General features: G+C 69.1%; 14 protein-coding genes. 12 read left to right on the forward strand and 2 right to left on the reverse strand.

What is annotated here, in order from left to right; translation table 11 throughout:
* Positions 1-122 precede the first annotated feature (122 nt).
* Both ACQHI0_RS15725 and ACQHI0_RS15730 read left to right on the forward strand, forming a co-directional pair.
* Positions 123-1,160: an alpha/beta hydrolase gene (locus ACQHI0_RS15725; RefSeq protein ID WP_427908683.1), complete on the forward strand. Its 1,038-nt coding sequence runs from the start codon at positions 123-125 to the stop codon at positions 1,158-1,160.
* Entirely contained in the window at positions 1,157-2,566 is a 1,410-nt protein-coding gene (locus tag ACQHI0_RS15730) for a wax ester/triacylglycerol synthase family O-acyltransferase (RefSeq protein ID WP_427908684.1), read from the forward strand. The genes ACQHI0_RS15725 and ACQHI0_RS15730 overlap by 4 nt, the downstream gene beginning before the upstream one ends.
* On the opposite strand, the gene ACQHI0_RS15735 is transcribed toward ACQHI0_RS15730, so the two are convergent.
* Positions 2,563-3,261, reverse strand: coding sequence for a hypothetical protein (locus tag ACQHI0_RS15735; protein WP_266290216.1), 699 nt, complete (start codon positions 3,259-3,261; stop codon positions 2,563-2,565). The genes ACQHI0_RS15730 and ACQHI0_RS15735 overlap by 4 nt on opposite strands.
* A gap of 111 nt (positions 3,262-3,372) precedes the next feature.
* Between ACQHI0_RS15735 and ACQHI0_RS15740 the strand changes: the two genes are divergently transcribed.
* From ACQHI0_RS15740 to ACQHI0_RS15785, 10 genes are all read left to right on the forward strand, one after another.
* Positions 3,373-4,419: a FecCD family ABC transporter permease gene (locus tag ACQHI0_RS15740; protein WP_427908685.1), complete on the forward strand. Its 1,047-nt coding sequence runs from the start codon at positions 3,373-3,375 to the stop codon at positions 4,417-4,419.
* Entirely contained in the window at positions 4,416-5,702 is a 1,287-nt protein-coding gene (locus ACQHI0_RS15745; RefSeq protein WP_427908686.1) for a FecCD family ABC transporter permease, read from the forward strand. Before ACQHI0_RS15740 ends, ACQHI0_RS15745 begins: the two co-directional genes overlap by 4 nt.
* Complete coding sequence (locus ACQHI0_RS15750; protein ID WP_427908687.1) at positions 5,699-6,523, forward strand: ABC transporter ATP-binding protein; 825 nt, start codon at positions 5,699-5,701, stop codon at positions 6,521-6,523. The genes ACQHI0_RS15745 and ACQHI0_RS15750 overlap by 4 nt, the downstream gene beginning before the upstream one ends.
* Before the next feature lie 62 nt (positions 6,524-6,585).
* Positions 6,586-6,975 carry a BlaI/MecI/CopY family transcriptional regulator gene (locus ACQHI0_RS15755; protein WP_279537543.1) on the forward strand — a complete coding sequence of 130 codons (390 nt, stop codon included), beginning with the start codon at positions 6,586-6,588 and terminating at the stop codon, positions 6,973-6,975.
* A gap of 64 nt (positions 6,976-7,039) precedes the next feature.
* Entirely contained in the window at positions 7,040-7,978 is a 939-nt protein-coding gene (locus tag ACQHI0_RS15760) for a M56 family metallopeptidase (RefSeq protein ID WP_266290226.1), read from the forward strand.
* A gap of 255 nt (positions 7,979-8,233) precedes the next feature.
* A complete protein-coding gene (locus tag ACQHI0_RS15765) occupies positions 8,234-9,685 on the forward strand; it encodes a DEAD/DEAH box helicase (protein ID WP_427908688.1) in 1,452 nt (483 codons plus the stop codon).
* A gap of 120 nt (positions 9,686-9,805) precedes the next feature.
* Positions 9,806-10,666, forward strand: coding sequence for a DMT family transporter (locus ACQHI0_RS15770; RefSeq protein WP_427908689.1), 861 nt, complete (start codon positions 9,806-9,808; stop codon positions 10,664-10,666).
* A gap of 51 nt (positions 10,667-10,717) precedes the next feature.
* Positions 10,718-12,154 (forward strand): GuaB1 family IMP dehydrogenase-related protein, encoded by a 1,437-nt coding sequence (locus ACQHI0_RS15775; protein WP_427908690.1) that lies wholly within the window; start codon positions 10,718-10,720, stop codon positions 12,152-12,154.
* A 275-nt stretch (positions 12,155-12,429) separates the two neighbouring features.
* Positions 12,430-13,785, forward strand: a complete 1,356-nt coding sequence (locus ACQHI0_RS15780; protein ID WP_427908691.1) for a hemolysin family protein — start codon at positions 12,430-12,432, stop codon at positions 13,783-13,785.
* On the forward strand, positions 13,778-14,842 hold the full coding sequence (locus ACQHI0_RS15785) for a hemolysin family protein (RefSeq protein WP_427908692.1): 1,065 nt from the start codon (positions 13,778-13,780) through the stop codon (positions 14,840-14,842). The genes ACQHI0_RS15780 and ACQHI0_RS15785 overlap by 8 nt, the downstream gene beginning before the upstream one ends.
* Positions 14,843-14,884: 42 nt before the next feature.
* Here ACQHI0_RS15785 and ACQHI0_RS15790 read toward each other — a convergent pair whose 3' ends face one another.
* Positions 14,885-15,259, reverse strand: a complete 375-nt coding sequence (locus tag ACQHI0_RS15790) for a VOC family protein (RefSeq protein ID WP_427908693.1) — start codon at positions 15,257-15,259, stop codon at positions 14,885-14,887.
* Between the last annotated feature and the right edge of the window lie 75 nt (positions 15,260-15,334).

Raw genomic sequence — 15,334 nt, forward strand, 5'->3', positions numbered from 1 at the left:
CAGCGGTGGCACGCCCACCCCGGGTAAGTAATCCCAGCGAACGTAGTTCAGCGCGGTTCGGGGGTCGGCCACAGGTGGCAGGCCCCCGTTTCCGCCCGAGAAGTCAGCAGGCTCGCGACACCATGAACAACCAAATGCTCCGCGCCATCATGTCGGCCGTCTGCGCCCTCGCCGTGGCCTCGACGCCGGTCTTCGTCGACGGCGCGCAGGCATCGGCCGCGCCCGGCGCACGGCTGGTGAGTCAGACGCACGCCGGCCAGGTCGCCGACATCAGCGTGTACTCCCCCGCCATGGATCGCACGATCGCGCTGCGGGTGCTCCGGCCGGTCGACACCTCGACCCCGGCACCGACGCTGTATCTGCTGAACGGCGCGGGCGGCGGCGAGGATTCGGCCAACTGGCCAGGTCAGACCGATGCGGGTGGATTCTTCGGCGACAAGCATGTCAACGTCGTCATCCCGATGGAAGGCGCGTTCAGCTACTACACCGACTGGCAGCGACCGGACCCGGGCCTGGCGAAGAACCTCGAGAACAACGGCAACAACAAGTGGACGACGTTCCTCACCCAGGAGCTGCCGCCGGTGATCGACGCGGCCTTCGACACGAACGGCGTCAACGCCCTGGCCGGCATCTCGATGGCGGGGACGTCGGTGCTCGATCTCGCGATCCAGGCGCCTGACCTGTACCGCAGCGTCTCGGCGTACAGCGGCTGCGCGATGACCAGCGATCCGATCGGCCGCGCCTTCGTCTCCCTGGTCGTGCGGATGGGCGGCGGGAACACCGAGAACATGTGGGGTCCCGAGAGCGACGCCGCCTGGCGCGAGCACGATCCGTATGTGCAAGCCCATCGTTTGCCGAATATTCCCATCTACATTTCCGCGGGCACCGGATTGCCGGGACCGCACGACACTCTGTCGAATCCGCGCGTGCACATCAATGGCAAGAATCCGACGTCGATTCTCACGAATCAAATGCTCGTCGGCGGTGGCATCGAAGCGGCGACGGCGTACTGCACGGCGAATTTGGCGCAGCGCACCAGGGAACTCGGCCGGACGAATATCACCTACAACATCCGCCCGACCGGCACCCACTCCTGGGGCTACTGGGAAGACGACCTGCACGCCTCATGGCCGATGATGGCGACAGCCCTGGGCATATGAGCACCGAACTCCGGGTGGGCACCCGGCAGCTGAGTCCCCGGGACGCGGTCTTCGTCTACGACGAGACCGACCGGCACCTGTCCCATATCGTGGCGGTGTACTTCGCCGACTCGACGCGGGCCGCACCGCTCGACGCGGAACAGACGCTGGCGTGGGCACACAGCCGGATCGGGCACGCGGCGCTGTTCCATCGACGGCTGCGAAGGGTGCGGCTGGACGCGGATCTGCCGTACTGGGTACCCGACCCGACGCTGTCGGTCGACGCGCACGTGAGCTTCGAGCGGCCGGGCAACTGGGATGACGCTCGCACCCGGATAGCCGAACTCGCTTCCGCGCGTATGGATCTCACGCGACCGCCGTGGGAGATCCACATCCTCGATCGCGTGGACGGTGTGCCCGCGATGCCCGGCGAAACGACGCTGGTGGTGGTCAAGTTCCACCACAGTGTCGGCGACGGTATCGCGACCCGAGAGCTGGAACGGCTGCTGTTCGGCACCGAACCCGCACCGCCGGTGCGGCTCGAGCCGGCCCGGCCGCTCTCGACCGCCGTGCGCACGATCGCCGCGCTCGGATATCGCCCGATGCGGTTCGTAGCCGGACTGCGCCGCTTCCGGGTCGCGCGGGAGCAACTGCGGGCACTCGTCGAGACCGGTGCGGTGCGCGAACCACTCCCCGAGCGTCCGGCGACCCGTTTCAACCGAGACATCAACTCGGCGTTGACCTTTCACCTCACACCCATTCCGATGCGGGAAGTACTGGCGGCCAAGAACGCCGCACCGCACCGGGTCACGATCAACGACCTGATGTTGACGACGATCGCGGGCGCGCTGGCCACCTACCTCGCCGAGCACGACGAGACGCCCGACGGCTCGCTGGCCGCGATGGTGCCGATGTCGATGCGCGGCATCGCCGACTGGGACTCGGCGAACAAGCTCACCCAGATGGTCGTCGACCTGCACACCGACATCGCCGACCCGATCGCCCGTTTGCACGCCATCCAGGACTCCGCGGGCGCGGCCAAGAAACGAACGCGGGACCCGGTCGTGCAGCGCACCGAGCTGCGCGTGGAAACCGCGCCCGCGCTGCTCCTGCGCGCCGCGGGGTGGGCAAGGGCGCAGCGCCGCTTCGACGCGTCCCCGACGGTCCCGCTGTGCAACACCACGATCAGCAATGTCCCGCCGGTGACCGACGCCCTCGAATTCTGCGGGCGCCCGGTCACGCGAGCGGTCGGCGCGCTCCCCATTCTGGACGGCGACGGCCTACGCCACCTGATCACCTCGCAGGGTGACGAGATCGTCATCGCGATCACCACGAACGCGGAGATGATGCCCGACCCCGAGCATTACGACAAGCTGATCCTCGCGTCGTTCCACGAGCTCGCCGCCGCCCTGCACGCCCCCCACTAGCGCTGCAAGCAGCTGCTGCGGCGCACCGGAAGGCCGCGTTCCTCGAAGGCGCCGAGCAGGAGCTGGCCGCGGCGGGCGCCCGCGGACACATCCGCACGGGCCAGGTCGGGGACGTAAGTCGCCGCGCCGATGATGGATTCGCCGACGAGGGTCCAGAACCGGCGGGCGGGCAGGCCGGAGCAGCGGGTGAGCACCGACTGCAACGGGATCAGCGAGGAGGCGCAGCGTTGAGCGAGCCAGACCGCCATGGCGGCTTCGCAGGGGAAGGCGACCGCGCCGGGTTCGGGATCACAGTCGACGACCCGAATCGTGGTGTCCGACAGCCCCGCCCAGTCGATACCGCCGTCGTTGTCGTGGTGGATCCACAGGTTGTCGCGACCGGGATCCCAGGCCTGGGCATCCATGACGAACAGCGCGGTGACCCGGCCCGCGACGGCGTGGATGAGCGCGGTGGCGACCACTTCGGCGGCGATCTCGTCGTTGATCATCTCCGCGGCGTGGCGCCGGTACATCAGCTCGACGCGACCCTCGGAGAGCCCGTTCGGGACATGCCACCATCGCCGTTTGCCCTGTCCGCTCATCGCCGCGACGGCATACACGCGCGGATGCTCGGGTTGCAGCGATTGCAACCGGGCACAGGCGCGATCGAACGCGGCGGTGGTGCGGGACATGGCGGTGGTGACGGGCTCGGACATCGAACCTCCTCGAACGGTTGGTTCCCGTGACGATGATGTCTCGGAACATAGGTTAGGCTTACCAGACTTCACAAGTCGTGTCCGGTTTCGAGGCAGGAGAAGTTCGTCGCCGTGATCCACCCTGGCACCGTCAGACGTCGTCGTCTGACCGGGCTTCTTCTGCTCGTTGTCCTGCTCACCGTGGCGGTGGTGGCCAGCATTGCCGTCGGCACCCGCTCGCTCGCACCCACCACGGTGTTCGACGCCGTCACACACGCCCTCGGCTGCGACGGCGGCCCGTTCCGATGCCCGGCCCGCTCCACCGCCGAGGAAATCGTGCGTGAGCTTCGTCTGCCGCGCACCGCATTGGCCCTGGTCGCCGGGATGGCGTTGGGCGTCGCGGGCGCGCTCATCCAGGGGTATACCCGGAATCCGCTCGCTGATGCCGGATTGTTAGGACTCAATGCCGGCGCGGGGTTTCTGGCAGCGCTGAGCATCTTCGCGTTCGGGTTCACCGCGCCCGCGCAGTACATCTGGTTCGCCTTCGCCGGGTCCGCGATCGCGGGGATGATCGTGTTCGGGGTGTCCTCGATCGGCGGAGGTAAGGCGAGCCCGTTGAGCCTGGTCCTGGCCGGCGCGGCCGTCACCGCGTTTCTGCAGGCGATGACGAACGCGGTCATCGTGCTCGACAACGCGGCGCTCGACACCTACCGGTTCTGGGTGGTCGGCACCGTGAACGGTCGCGAAGCCGGGGTGTTCTGGCAGGTGCTGCCATTCCTCGTGCTCGGGATGGCGATGGCGGTCGCGGCGGCGCCGGGGCTGAATCTGCTGAGCCTCGGTGACGATGTGGCGCGCGGCCTCGGTGTCGACGTCGGGCGGGCGCGCGCGTTCGGGTTGGTCGCGGTAGTGCTGCTCAGCGGTGCCGCCACCGCGGCGGTCGGGCCGATCGCGTTCCTCGGGCTGGTGGTGCCGCATATCGCGCGGGTGATCACCGGGCCGGACAATCGGTGGCTGATCCCCTACTCGGCGTTGCTGGGTGGGTTACTGCTGCTGGTGGCCGATGTCGCCGGGCGGGTGATCGCGCCACCGGGAGAACTGCAGGTCGGCGTGATGCTGGCCGCCGTCGGTGCGCCGTTCTTCATCGCGCTGGTGCGTCGCAAGAAGTTGGTGTCGCTGTGAGCAAGATTCAGCCGAACACACCGGCCGAATCGGCAGGCTCCGAGCAGGCAGGTGCGAATCGAGCGGACGCCGACCACACAGTTCGGGCGGGCGCCGGGGAAGCAGGTACCCCTCCGGTGGGCAGCGATCGGCTCGACCATCATTCGGCCGACACGAACAAGGCTGTCCTGGACGCCGATTCCGTGGGCGCTGAGCAAGCAGACGCCGCGCTGCGGAAGGTGCGTCCCGCGCTGCGGGTCGGGCCGGTGTCGCTGGTGCTGCGTCCGGTGATGCTCGGCGTCGTCCTGGCCCTGGCAGTCGCGGTGTTTCTGCTGTTCTGCCTCGATATCGCCGTCGGCGACACCCATATCCCGCTCGGGCGCGTGCTCGATGTGCTCGGCGGCGGCGGTTCCCGCTCACAACGCTTCATCATCATCGAATCGCGATTGCCTCGCGCGCTCACAGCGGTGGTCGTCGGCGCCGCGCTCGGACTTTCCGGTGCGCTGATGCAGTCGATCCTGCACAACCCCCTCGCCGGGCCGGACGTTCTCGGCATCACCACCGGCGCGAGTGTGGGCGCGGTCGCGGTGCTGGTCGGCAGCGGTGGCGCGACGACCGGGCTGATCGCGACCGTCGGAGCACCTCTCGCCGCGCTGACCGGCGGCCTGCTCACCGCTGTTGTCATCTATCTCCTGGCCTGGGGACGCGGGCGCGGCGGCGAACGCGGTGTGACCGGGTTCCGGCTCGTTCTCATCGGCATCGGCGTGAACGCGGTGCTGATGTCGGTGATCAGCTGGCTGCTCACCCGCGCCAGCCTCACCGACGCCGCGCGCGCCCAGGTCTGGCTGAACGGATCGCTCAACGCGGCCGACATGTCCCGGGTCGTGCCCGCCGTGATCGCCCTGTCGGTGGTGACCGTCGTGTCGCTGGTGTCCGCGCGGACGCTGGCCACCTTGCGCCTCGGCGAGGAATCGACCCGGGTGCTCGGCGTGCGGATCCAGTCCCAGCAGGCGCTGCTCATCGGGGCGTCCGTGGTGGCGGCGTCGGTGGCGACCTCGGCCGTCGGGCCGGTCGGGTTCGTCGCACTGGCCGCGCCGCAGATCGCGCGGATGGCACTGCGCACGCCCGGCGAACCTCTGATCGCCTCGACCCTGACCGGTGCCGCCCTGGTCGCGGGCGCCGACATCATCTCGCGCACGCTGCTGCCCGTCGATCTGCCGGTCGGTATCGTCACCGCGGCGCTCGGTGGACCGTTCCTGCTCTACCTGCTCGTCCGCATGAATCGGAAGGCCACGCTCTCATGACCAGCCCCGTCCACCGCCTCGCCGCCGATACCGTTTCCCTCGGCTACGGCGACCGGGTGATCGTCGACGAGCTCACACTCGACATCTCTCCCGGCGTGGTCACCACGGTCATCGGCCCCAACGGCTGTGGTAAGTCGACGCTGCTGAAGTCACTGGGCAGGCTGCTTCGCCCGCGCGAGGGACAGGTCGTCCTCGACGGCAAGGCCATCTCATCGATGAAGACCAAGGACGTAGCCAGGGTGATCGGCATGCTGCCGCAGACACCCGTCGCCCCCGAGGGGCTCACCGTCGCCGACCTGGTCGCGCGCGGACGCCATCCGCATCAGTCCTGGTTGCGGCAGTGGTCGACCGACGACGAGACCGAGGTCGCCGCCGCGCTGGCCCAGACCGGCATCGCCGACCTGGCCGACCGCACCCTCGACGAACTCTCCGGCGGCCAACGACAGCGGGCCTGGATCTCCATGGCCCTGGCCCAGGGCACCGACATCCTGCTCCTCGACGAGCCGACCACCTACCTCGACCTCGCGCATTCCCTCGAAGTGCTCGACCTTGTCGACCGCCTGCACGCCGAGTTCGGGCGCACGGTGGTGATGGTGCTGCACGATCTCAATCTCGCGATCCGCTACAGCGACGAGCTCGTCGTCATGCGCGACGGCAAGATCGTCGCGCGCGGTAAACCGGCCGACATCGTCACCGCGAAACTGCTCGCGCAGGTGTTCGGTCTCGAAGCCACCGTGCTCACCGATCCGGTCTCGGGACGGCCGATGATCGTCCCGATCGGGACCAGACACGTGCACGGCGCGGCCGACTATGACGAATGACACACAGCAAACACCCCGTTACGACAAACTGTAGTACGCATGTTTGTCGTTGAGGCCGTAAAATCGGTGGGATGGCAGGTCTCGGCGAACTCGAAAAAGCGGTCATGGACCAGTTGTGGTCGGCCGATGAGCCACTCACGGTGCGGCAGGTCCACGAAGCACTGGCCGCGCGGCGCGAGCTCGCGTACACCACGGTGATGACGGTGCTCCAGCGACTGGCGAAAAAGGATCTGGTGGTCCAGCGACGCGACGATCGCGCGCATCGATACGCACCGGTGCACAGCCGCGACGAATTGGTCGCGAGCCTGATGGTCGACGCCTTGCAACAGGCCGACGCCGCAGGTAGTCGCGCCGCGGCGCTGGTGCACTTCGTCGAACAGGTCGGCAAGGACGAGGCGGATGCCCTGCGCGAGGCGCTCGCCAAGCTCGAATCCGACGAAAACAGCGGCTAGACTCCCTGGCGGCTCTCACAATGGGGTGAGCGCCCCTGGCCCCACAACGCAGTGAGCAGAGTCGATGAACGCAACCGCGGCAGTCTTTGCTGGTCTCGCCTTGCTTCTCGCAGGGCCGGTACCAGCGCTGCTCAGTCGCGCTACCTGGGTGCACCGCAGCCCGCGCGCGGCGCTGGTGTTGTGGCAGGCGATCGCCCTGGCCGCCGTGCTCAGCGCCTTCGGATCCGGACTGGCCATCGCCAGTCTGCTGCTGGTCCCCGGCCCCGACGGTAGGCCGACCACCTCGCCCACCAAGGAGATCGACGCGCTCGGTCTGCCGCTGTGGACGCTGTATGTGCTGGTCTTCGCGCTCACCTTGATGGTCGGCGCCCGCCTGATGTTCTCGATCGTGCGCGTCGGTGTCCACACCCGGCGCCGCCGCTCCCGCCATCGCATGCTGGTCGACCTGCTCGATCAGAGTGGCCCGGTACGTCGCGCCGCCGATATCCGCGTGCTGGCCGCCACCGAACCCATCGCCTACTGCCTGCCCGGCCTTCGTCAGCGGGTCGTGATCAGCGAAGGCACCCTGACCAGCCTCGACGACTCCGAGGTCACCGCCATCGTGAGCCACGAGCGCTCGCACCTGCGCGCCCGCCACGACCTGGTCCTCGAGGCCTTCACCGCCGTGCACGAGGCCTTTCCCCGGGTGGTCCGCAGCAAGGCCGCGCTCGGCCAGGTGAAACTGCTGATCGAACTGCTCGCCGACGACTCCGCGGTGAAGGTCACCGGGCCCAAACCGCTCGCCCGCGCCCTGATCGCCTGCGCCAAGTCCACCGCACCGCAGGGCGCGCTCGCCGCGGGCGGTCCGAGCACGCTGATCCGGATCCAACGGCTCGCAGGCCGCACCGGAGACGTGAGAGTCGCCACCGCCGCCTACCTCGGCTCGGCCGCGATTCTGGTCGTACCGACGCTCGCTGTCGCGGTGCCATGGCTGCAGGAACTCAGCCGGCTCTTCCACGGCTGACCTGGCGATCCCCCGCCGTACGCCGCGAGCGTTCCCAGCGCGGCGGCGCTCGCGCCGCTCCCTGTTTCGCGGCGGAACAGACCTTGCCACAACCACTTACCTGACCAGCCTGTTTACCCAACCGAGGCCGAACACGCCTATCCTGGGAGACCGGTCCTTCCTGCTGGGCCGCACCCCGCTCACGCCGAAGCGCGTATTCGGGTAATCGGCGCCGATCATCGTTCGGCGCGATTCGCAGCCCAACGAAAGGCCACCTTGACCAACTCTGCCCTGCCCACCGAACCGACCTTCGCCGAACTCGGCCTACCCGTCGAACTGGTGCAGACCCTGCGCAACGCGGGTATCGACAAGCCCTTCCCCATCCAGGCCGCCACCATCGGCGACGCCCTCTCCGGGCGTGACGTGCTCGGTCGCGGCCCGACCGGCTCGGGCAAGACCCTGGCCTTCGGCCTGCCGATGCTGACCCGCCTGGCCCAGGGTTCGCAGTCCAAGCCGGGCCGCCCGCGCGGCCTCGTGCTGGTACCGACCCGCGAACTCGCCACCCAGATCGAGAAGGCCCTCGAAGAGGCCGCCCGCTCGCTGGGCCTGCGCGTCGCCTCCGTCGTCGGCGGTGCGCCGATCAAGCGCCAGGCAGATCGCCTCGCACGCGGTGTCGACCTGCTCATCGCGACCCCTGGCCGCCTCGACGACCTGATCAAGCAGCGCAACGCCGACCTGTCGGATGTGACGATCACCGCGCTCGACGAGGCCGACCACATGGCCGACATGGGCTTCCTGCCCCAGGTCACCCGCCTGCTCGACCGCACCCCGAAGCAGGGTCAGCGCCTGCTGTTCTCGGCCACCCTCGACGGTGATGTCGACAAGCTGGTCAAGCGCTACATGCACAACCCGGTGACCCACTCGACCGCGCCCGCCGAGGCTTCGGTCAGCACCATGACCCACCACCTGCTCTACGTGCGCGACAAGAACATCAAGCGCACCGTGGCCACCGAGATCGCGGCGCGTGAGGGCCTGACCATCATGTTCGTGCGCACCAAGCACGGCGCCGACCGCCTGGCCAAGCAGCTGCGCGGCGCCGGTGTCGACGCGGGCTCGCTGCACGGCGGCAAGGCCCAGAACAACCGGGTCCGTACCCTGGCGGCCTTCGCCGACGGGTCGGTGCCGGTGCTGGTCACCACCGACGTCGCCGCGCGTGGCATCCACATCGACGGTGTCTCGCTGGTCGTGCACTTCGACCCGCCCGCCGAGCACAAGGCCTACCTGCACCGTGCGGGCCGCACCGCGCGCGCCGGGGAGGACGGTGTCGTGGTCACCCTCGTCACCGACGAGGAGCGCAAGGACGTCGCCGCGATGACCCGCAAGGCGGGCGTGCGGACCGACGGTGTCGACGTGCGCCCCGGCGACCGGAACCTGGTGGAGATCACCGGCGCCCGCAAGCCCAGTGGGATCGCACTGGCCGCGCCGGTCGCCCCCGCGCAGCCGACCAGGTCGGCGAACGGCGGCGGGCGGACCCGTCGTCCACGCACCGGTGGCGCGCCTGCCGCCGAGGCGGGCCGCGGTGGCGCACCGCGCCGCGAGCGTCCGGCACACGAGCCGCGCACGCGCTCCGGTGGACACGCCCGCACGGGCGACACGCCGACGAATTCTCGTCGTCGCGCCGCGCGTCCGGCCGCTCCCGCCGCGCACCGCAACCGCACGGCAAACTGAATTATCGCGTGGCCGAACCGATTACGGTTCGGCCACGCGTCTGTTTCCCAGAGTTGGAACACGGCGACTTTCCGCTCGTAGATCAGCGCAGGCAAGGGCCGGATCCCGCACACTGAGCCCGTGACGAACCATGAGATCGCCACCGTCGTTTTCGCGCTCATCGCGGCCATGTTGATCGCGCTGGGCGCCGTAGCGCAGCAACGGGCGGCCGCGGCGGTACCGGAAGGCAAGTCGCTGCTGGGCGGCCTGCTCCGCAGCCCACGCTGGTGGTCCGGCGTCGTCGGCGACGCCGGTGGTTACGCGATGCAGGTCGTCGCGCTGGCCTTCGGCGCGGTACTGGTGGTGCAACCGATTCTGGTGAGCGCCTTGGTCTTCGCGCTCCCGCTGTCCGCGCGACTCAACGGGCAGCGGATCACCGCCCGCGCCGCCACGATCGCGCTGATTCTCGTCGGGGCGCTCGCGCTGTTCCTGATCGTGGGTGATCCGACCGCGGGTGAGGACACGGCGCCGTTCCGAGAGTGGTTGATGCCCTTGGCGATTCTGCTCGCCGTCGTCGTGGCCGCGACCGTCACCGGACTGCTGATCGCCAGCCGATCGGGGCAGGCGCTCGCCCTCGGCCTCGCCGGTGGCGCCCTGTTCGGAACGGCCGCGGCACTTACCGATCGCGTGGTCACCCTGTTCGGCGACGGGATCGGCGCGGTGCTCGGCGGGTGGCAGACCTGGACGCTGCTGGCCGCGGGACTGCTCGGCGTGTACCTGCAACAGCGCGCGTTCCAGGCCGGACCGTTGTCGGCCTCGCTGCCCGCCGCGACCATCGCCGAACCACTGGCCGCCGCGTTCCTCGGCCTCACCGCCCTCGACGAGCACCTACGCACCGACGGCGTCGGCTTGATCGTGGTCGGCGCCTGCGTGGTGGTGATGTGCGCGGCGACGGTCGCGCTGTGCCGCACCAGAGCGGTCGCCGACGAACCCGCGCGCTGAAACGTCGCGAGGATTGCACACCGCGGTGCTCACAGGGCTACTATCAATCAAGTGCGATTTCTTCCGGGACCCCAGCCGCCGTATGACCTGACCTACGACGACCTGTTCCTGGTCCCGAACCGGACCGAGGTAGCGTCCCGGTTCGATGTGGACCTGGCCAGCGTCGATGGGTCCGGCACCACCATCCCCCTCGTGGTCGCGAACATGACCGCTGTCGCGGGCAAGCGGATGGCCGAGACCGTCGCCCGGCGCGGCGGCCTCGTGGTGCTCCCCCAGGACCTGCCGATCCCGGCGGCCGCCGACACCATCGCGTTCGTCAAGAGCCGCTCGCTCACCGCCGACACCCCCGTCACCCTCGACCCCGATCGTTCGGTGTCCGACGCGATGGCGCTGATGCACAAGCGCGCGCACGGTGCCGTCGTGGTCGTCGAGGGCGGCAAGCCCGTCGGGGTGGTCACCGAGGCCGCCTGCGCCGATGTCGACCGGTTCGCGCGCCTGCGCGAGGTCGCGTTCACCGATTTCGTCCAGGTGCCTGTCGAGGCGTCCCCGCGCGACATCTTCGACCGCCTCGCCGAGGCGCACGCCCAGCTCGCGGTGCTCACCAACTCCGACGGCACCCTGGCCGGCGTGATGACCCGCACCGGCACCGTCCGCGCGGGCATCTACACCCCCGCCGTCGACGCGAACAACAAGCTGCGCGTCGCGGCCGCCGTCGGCATCAACGGTGACGTGGCCGCCAAGGCGAAGGCACTCGCCGAGGCGGGCGCCGACGTGCTCGTCCTCGACACCGCGCACGGCCACCAGACCAAAATGCTCGAATCCTTGCGCACCGTCGCCGATCTGGGCCTCGGCCTGCCCCTGGTCGCGGGCAACGTGGTCTCCACCGAAGGCACTCGCGATCTGGCCGAAGCCGGCGCGACCATCATCAAGGTCGGTGTCGGCCCCGGCGCCATGTGCACCACCCGCATGATGACCGGTGTCGGTCGCCCGCAGTTCTCCGCCGTGGCCGAATGTGCCGCCGCGGCAAAGGAACTCGGCGTGCACGTGTGGGCTGACGGTGGCGTTCGGCACCCCCGCGACGTCGCCCTCGCGCTGGCCGCCGGTGCGTCGAACGTGATGATCGGTTCCTGGTTCGCGGGCACCTACGAATCCCCGGGCGACCTGCGCATCGACCGCGACGGCAACAAGTACAAGGAAAGCTTCGGCATGGCCTCCAAGCGCGCCGTCGCCGCCCGCACCGCCGCCGACAGCAGCTTCGACCGCGCCCGCAAGGCACTGTTCGAAGAGGGCATCTCCAGCTCGCGGATGCGTCTGGACCCCGAGCGTCCCGGCGTCGAGGACCTCATCGACCACATCTGCTCCGGCGTGCGCAGCTCCTGCACCTACGCCGGGGCCCGCTCGCTGCCGGAATTCCACGACAAGGCCGTGCTCGGCGTGCAGTCCGCCGCGGGCTTCGCCGAGGGAAGGCCGCTGCCCAGCGGCTGGTGAACCGCGCACACGGCGGTCGATCGAACCTTCGATCGACCGCCGTTGTCGTGTCCGGCCCCGCGCCGCTGACACATCATGGGTGGGCACCGATTACTATGGAGTTGCCGATCACGGCACCTGCTCGACTCCCGCCTCGAAAGGATCCAGTTGTCACCCGCGTCCAAGGGCGCCACACAGGAGGGCTCCTCTACGGAGCCGGGTGACAAACCCGGCGTCCTCCTTTTCGCAGCGTCCGTTCGACCTTTCCCGCCGGCACCGCTCGGGCGGTGCTGAGAATGTCCATCGTTCTGACCGTGCTCAGCCTGCTCGGCTTCGTCGCACTCACCCTCGGAACGGCGCTGTTCGTCGCCGCCGAGTTCTCCCTCACCGCACTGGAACGCAGCACCGTCGAAGCGGCCGCCCGCGAAGGTGACACCCGGTCACGGCTGGTGAAACAGGCCCATCACACCCTGTCGTTCCAGCTCTCCGGCGCCCAGCTCGGCATCACGATCACCACACTGATCACCGGCTACATCGCCGAACCCGTCCTGGCCAGATTGCTCGATCCGCTGCTGAGCGGCCTCGGCTTGAGCGAAACAGCTTCGCACGCTGTGGCATTGGCACTGGCCTTGATCATCGCGACCTCGCTGTCGATGATCTACGGCGAACTGGTGCCGAAGAACATCGCGATCGCCGAGCCGATGAAGGTCGCCCGGCTCACCGCTGGTCCGATGATCGGGTTCTCCGCCCTGTTCAAGTGGCTCATCCGCTTCCTCAACGGCTCCGCCAACCAGGTGGTCCGCAGGTTCGGCATCGAGCCCGCCGAGGAATTGCGTTCGGCCCGCTCGCCCCAGGAGCTCGGTTCGCTCGTGCGCACCTCCGCCCAGCGTGGCGCGATGGATCAACGCACCGCGCAGGTGATGGACCGCTCGCTCGAATTCGGTGAGCGCAGCGCCGAGGACCTGATGACCCCGCGCGTGAAGGTCGAATCGCTCGACCGCCACGACACCATCGCCGACCTCATCGCCGCCGCCGCCCGCACCGGCTACTCCCGGTTCCCGGTGGTCGACGGCGACCTCGACAACACGCTCGGCGTGGTGCACGTCAAGCAGGCGTTCACCCATCCGGGCGAGCTGCGCAAGCAGATCCGGTTGAGCGAGCTGGCCGTCGCGGTGCCGATCGTGCCCGCCAGCCTGGACGGCGACGAAGTCCTGGAGCGGGTGCGCGCCGACGGCATGCAGGTGGCGCTGGTCGTCGACGAATACGGCGGCACCGCGGGCATGGTGACCATGGAAGACCTGATCGAGGAGATCCTCGGCGACGTGCGCGACGAGCACGACGAGGAGGAACGCGATGTCCGCCGGGTCTCCGACGGCTGGGACTGCTCGGGTCTGATGCGCATCGACGAGGTGTCGCGCGCGACCGGCTACGACGCGCCGGAAGGTGAATACGAAACCCTCGGCGGGCTGGTACTGGCCCAGCTCGGCCGCATCCCGGTGACCGCCGACGACGTGGTGCTGCCCGAATCCCGCGGTTCCGGTGGCGGCTGGATCGCCCGGGTGGAACGAATGGACGGACGGCGCATCGACCGGGTGCGGCTGATCCCGGTCGACGCGGCGAACCTGGCGGAACGGGAGCACAACCATGGGTGACCTGTTCGGACTCTTCCTGACCGTCGCGCTCCTGGCAGGCAACGCGTTCTTCGTCGCCGCCGAGTTCGCGCTCATCTCCGCCCGCCGCGACCGCCTCGAAGCCCTTGTCGCACAAGGGAAGAAGAAGGCGCAAACAGTGATCGAGGCGGGCGAGAACCTGTCGATCATGCTGGCCGCGGCCCAGCTCGGCATCACCATCTGCTCGATCCTGCTCGGCCGCGTCGGCGAGCCCGCGATCGCGCACCTGATCGAGCGTCCGTTCGAACTGCTCGGCCTGCCGGATCAGCTCCTGCATCCCGTCGGTTTCGCGCTCGCGCTCACCATCGTGGTGATCCTGCATATCCTGCTCGGCGAGATGGTGCCGAAGAACATCGCGCTCGCGGGTCCGGAACGCTCGGCGCTGCTGCTGGTGCCGATCCACCTGCTGTGGTTGCGGATCGCCCGGCCGCTGATCGCGCTGTACAACCTCGCCGCGAACATGACACTGCGGATGATGCGGATCGAGCCGAAGGACGAACTCGACGCCACCGTGTCGACCGTGGAACTGGCCGAGATGATCGGCGAATCCCGCTCCGAGGGCCTCCTCGACGAAGAGGAACACCGCAGGCTCACCCAGGCCCTCGGCACCTCCGACCAGGTCGTCGGCGACGTCATGGTCCCGTTGGCCAAAGCCAGATCGGTACCGCTGATCGGCAACGGCACCACCCTCGGCGAGGTCGAAGCGGCGGTCTCCGAAACGGGCTTCTCCCGCTACCCGGTGGCCGCGTCGGACGGCTCCCTGGTCGGTTACCTGCACATCAAGGACGTCCTCGACGAGGTAGCCGACGACAACGCGGGTCCCGACACCGTCATCCCCCGCACCGACATCCGCCCCTTGCCCACCGTGAGCACCGGAACTCCGCTCTACGAGGCACTGGCTCGTCTCCGCCGCACCAGCAGCCACCTGGGCCGCGTCGTCGACAGCCGAGGCAACACCGTCGGCGTGGTCGCCCTGGAGGACCTCATCGAAGAGTTCGTCGGCACCGTCCGAGACGGGACCCACCGCATCGCCGACTGAATTCCTCGCTCCACACCGGACCCCGGCCGCAGGCGGTCCGGTTCAGAGTCGAGCCTGCGAGCGGCGAACCGTCTCGGGATCGATCTCCTGGATCTGGACGACAACACCGTCGGGATCGGTCACCCGGATGCTGCGGCCGAAGTCCTCCGCGACGAGCGTGTAGTCGTAGCCGCCCGCCGCAAGGCGGGCGGCTACGTCCTCGAGCGGCTCGTCGGTGGAGAAGCCGAGCTCGACCGCCCCGGGCGCGCGCCCCTTCGACACAGCGGCGTCGTGGACACCGACCGCCCCGGCAGGCGCGTCGAGCTGTGCCCAGACCGCGACGCCACCGTCGGCGCGATAGGTGAGTCCCAGACCTTCGTAGAAGCGGCGCGAGGCCGCCACGTCGGCAACGTATCGGATGGGCAGAACTGTCAGCACGGAATCTTCTCCTCGGAAATCATGCGGTCCGGCGAGCCGGGCGACCCGTCGGCGGGCCACGAACTCACTGTGCTT

It is taken from the genome of Nocardia sp. FBN12 (assembly GCF_050320175.1).
Classification (GTDB): domain Bacteria; phylum Actinomycetota; class Actinomycetes; order Mycobacteriales; family Mycobacteriaceae; genus Nocardia.

Coding starts and splice junctions, on each gene's coding strand:
- ACQHI0_RS15725 (WP_427908683.1), top strand. CDS start 123: ATGAACAACCAAATGCTCCGCGCCATCATGTCGGCCGTCTGCGCCCTC.
- ACQHI0_RS15730 (WP_427908684.1), top strand. CDS start 1,157: ATGAGCACCGAACTCCGGGTGGGCACCCGGCAGCTGAGTCCCCGGGAC.
- ACQHI0_RS15735 (WP_266290216.1), bottom strand. CDS start 3,261: ATGTCCGAGCCCGTCACCACCGCCATGTCCCGCACCACCGCCGCGTTC.
- ACQHI0_RS15750 (WP_427908687.1), top strand. CDS start 5,699: ATGACCAGCCCCGTCCACCGCCTCGCCGCCGATACCGTTTCCCTCGGC.
- ACQHI0_RS15760 (WP_266290226.1), top strand. CDS start 7,040: ATGAACGCAACCGCGGCAGTCTTTGCTGGTCTCGCCTTGCTTCTCGCA.
- ACQHI0_RS15780 (WP_427908691.1), top strand. CDS start 12,430: ATGTCCATCGTTCTGACCGTGCTCAGCCTGCTCGGCTTCGTCGCACTC.
- ACQHI0_RS15785 (WP_427908692.1), top strand. CDS start 13,778: ATGGGTGACCTGTTCGGACTCTTCCTGACCGTCGCGCTCCTGGCAGGC.